Origin of the sequence: Stenotrophomonas sp. NPDC077659 (genome assembly GCF_050268705.1) — a bacterium.
Taxonomy (GTDB): domain Bacteria; phylum Pseudomonadota; class Gammaproteobacteria; order Xanthomonadales; family Xanthomonadaceae; genus Stenotrophomonas.
In genome coordinates, this window is sequence record NZ_JBNNHG010000279.1 from 1 (window position 1) to 1,539 (window position 1,539).

Consider the following 1,539-nt stretch of genomic DNA (forward strand, 5'->3'; position numbering starts at 1 on the left):
TACGTGCCCCACTGCTATCCATCGCCGCGCTGTGCAGCCTGGCCGCCTGTTCGCACCGAATATTCAACGGTCTTCAACGGCGCCCGCCGTGTGTCCGATCCGCTGATGACCCTGCACTGGCTGCCGGCTGACCGGCCGGCCAGGCTGGGTCTGGCGGTTTCCCGCAAGGTTGATCCGAACGCCGTCGGGCGTAACCGGATCAAGCGCGTCCTGCGCGACATCCTGCGTCAGACACGAACCGATATCCAGCCAGGCGACTTCGTCGTCGTGGCCCGTAGTGCTGCGCGTTCTGCCAGCAACGACGAGATCCGCCAGGCCTTCCTGCGCCTGCTGCGGCGCCTTCGCGCATTGCCCGCGCCGGGCGTGGACGGCACAATGCCGCCGCCAGATGGCATCGCATCTCCTTCTTTGACCGAGCCGGCATCGCGTCCCGGCCCCGCCGAGCCTGTCCGCTGATGAACCAGACCCGCGTATTCCTTATTTTTGCCTGGCTGATGGTGGCCGTGCTCCTGTGGATGGAGTGGGGCCGTGAAAAGGCCGGCCCGACCCCGGCCCCGACCACCACGTCCGCCCAGGCCGTCGCACAGAGTGTTCCGGGTGCGACCCCGGGCAGCATCCCCAGCGCGCAGGTCCCCGGTGCACCGGGCCAGGTTGCGGCGCAGGCCCAGGCCAGCGCCACCCCGGCCGCCCAGCGTGTGACCGTCACCACCGACGTGCTGCGCCTGGTGGTGGACGGTGGCCGCGTGCTGGATGCCGAGCTGCTGCAGTTCCCGCAGTCCAAGGAAGAAGGCAGCCCGCCGGTACGCCTGCTGACCGAAGATCCCGCGCATCCGTACAGCGCGATCAGCGGCTGGGCCAGCGAGGACAAGAGCACCCCGGTGCCGGGCGCCGATGGCTTCAAGCTGGTCGGTGACGTCCATGACTTCGTCCTGGCCGACGGCCAGAACCAGCTGCAGATCCCGTTCGTGTGGACCGCCGACAACGGCGTGACCATCAAGCGCACCCTCACCGTCTCGCGCAACGAGTACGCCGTGCGTTTCAAGGACGAGGTCAGCAACACCGGCAGTACCCCGTGGAACGGCTACGTCTACCGCACCCTGGACCGTACCCCGACCATCCTGTCGCGGAACATGACCAACCCGGACTCGTTCAGCTTCAACGGCGCCACCTGGTACGACAACGACAAGACGTACCAGCGCCGTGCGTTCAAGGATTACCTGGACGATGGCGCGCTGAACCAGAACATCACCGGCGGCTGGCTGGCGATGCTGCAGCACCACTTCTTCACCGCCTGGATTCCGCAGAAGGATCAGACCGCCCACTACGTGCTGTCGCAGGTGGCCGGTCGGGACCTGATCGAAGCCCGTGGCCCGGCCTTCACCGTGGCCCCGGGCCAGTCCACCAGCACCGAAGCACGCCTGTGGGTCGGCCCGAAGCTGGTCAACCAGATCGCCAAGGAAGACGTGCCGGGCCTGGATCGCGTGGTCGACTACAGCCGCTTCTCGATGATGGCGGTGATCGGCCAGGGCCTGTTCTGGG

2 protein-coding genes are annotated in these 1,539 nt (G+C 67.3%); both read left to right on the forward strand.

Going from position 1 to position 1,539, the window contains the following annotated elements; all coding sequences use genetic code 11:
- Positions 1–3 precede the first annotated feature (3 nt).
- A complete protein-coding gene (rnpA, locus tag ACQKDV_RS19430) occupies positions 4–456 on the forward strand; it encodes a ribonuclease P protein component (protein WP_427785858.1) in 453 nt (150 codons plus the stop codon).
- Positions 456–1,539: membrane protein insertase YidC (yidC, locus tag ACQKDV_RS19435; RefSeq protein ID WP_427785857.1), on the forward strand; the 1,084-nt coding region annotated here is incomplete at its 3' end. The genes rnpA and yidC, both read left to right, overlap by 1 nt.